The organism is Ideonella azotifigens (genome assembly GCF_006519715.1).
In the GTDB taxonomy this organism is placed as follows: domain Bacteria; phylum Pseudomonadota; class Gammaproteobacteria; order Burkholderiales; family Burkholderiaceae_C; genus Ideonella; species Ideonella azotifigens.
This window is the reverse complement of record NZ_VIDT01001124.1, coordinates 1-1,194: the sequence shown is the minus strand read 5'-3', so window position 1 is coordinate 1,194 and position 1,194 is coordinate 1. Positions and strand designations below refer to the sequence as shown.

Sequence of the window (1,194 nt, the reverse complement as noted above, 5' to 3'; positions counted from 1 at the left end):
CGGCGCCCAGGCCCATCGCGTCGCCAGCAATGCCGCCGCCCTGGCCGGCGCCTTCGGCAAATTTCGGAATCGCCTGCGCCGTCTGGTACTGCATGAACTTGCCCATGTCGTTGCCGACCATGCCCATGCCGATCTTCTGGTCCAGGATCTTCTGCAGCTCCTCGGGCAGCGACACGCTTTGCAGCGTCACGCCTTCCAGCTTCAGGCCCAGCGCCTCGAAGGACGGAGCGGTTGCATCTCGCAGTTGCTTGGCAAACTCGATCTGGTTGGCCGCCAGGTCCAGGAAGGGGATGCCGCTTTGCGCCACCGCGTCGCTGATGTGCTGCAGCATCAGGCCGCGCAGCTGACCATCCAGGTCTTCAACCGTGTAGCGGTCGCGCGTGCCGGAGATCTCGGTGTGGAACAGCTTCGGGTCCGCGATGCGGTAGGCGTAGTTGCCGAAGGCGCGCAGGCGCACCGCGCCGAAGTCCTTGTCGCGGATCGTGATCGGCTGGCTGGTGCCCCAGCGCTGGTCGATCTGCTGGCGGGTGCTGAAGAAGTAGACGTCGCTCTTGAACGGGCTCTGGAACAGCTTGTCCCAGTTCTTCAGGTAGGTCAGCACCGGCAGCGTCTGCGTGGTCAGCTTGTGCATGCCGGGGCCGAAGACGTCGGCGATCTTGCCTTCGTTGACGAACACCGCCATCTGGCTCTCGCGCACCGTCAGCGAGCCGCCGTACTGGATTTCGTTGCCCGCCATCGGGTAGCGCCAGGCCAGCGTGCCGTCGCCGGACTCGGTCCACTCCAGGATGTCAATGAACTGTTTCTTGATGAAATCCATCAAACCCATGACAGCACCCCCTTCTGGCTTCGCAGCACGGCCCGATTGCCGGCGCGGCGAATAATACGCGCGAGGGCGCTGCCGTCCAGCGCCCTCGCTCGATTGCCTGTTGTTCGCTTGACCTGATTGACCCGCCGCTCATGCACGACCCCGCCGAAACCGCCCCCCTCGAAGCACTGAGCCCCACATCGCCGCAAACGGTACCTTCCCAGCCTGTGCGCCTGGCGGTGATCGGCGCCGGGCCGGCCGGGCTGACGCTGGCCTTGCTCGCCAGCACGCGCTGGCCGGAGGTGCAGGTCACGGTGTTCGATGCCCGAGCAGCCGACAAGGACGTCTCGGCCGATCCGCGCACGCTGGCGCTGTCGCTGGGCAGCGTG

At 65.8% G+C, this 1,194-nt stretch carries 2 protein-coding genes; one reads left to right on the top strand and one right to left on the bottom strand.

From position 1 onward, the window contains the following. The coding region (locus FKP22_RS31065) for an SPFH domain-containing protein (RefSeq protein WP_141292019.1) at positions 1-826 on the bottom strand (826 nt) is incomplete at its 3' end. A gap of 131 nt (positions 827-957) precedes the next feature. On the opposite strand from FKP22_RS31065, the gene FKP22_RS31060 reads away from it, so the two are divergent. Then, positions 958-1,194: NAD(P)-binding protein (locus FKP22_RS31060; RefSeq protein WP_170201202.1), on the top strand; the 237-nt coding region annotated here is incomplete at its 3' end.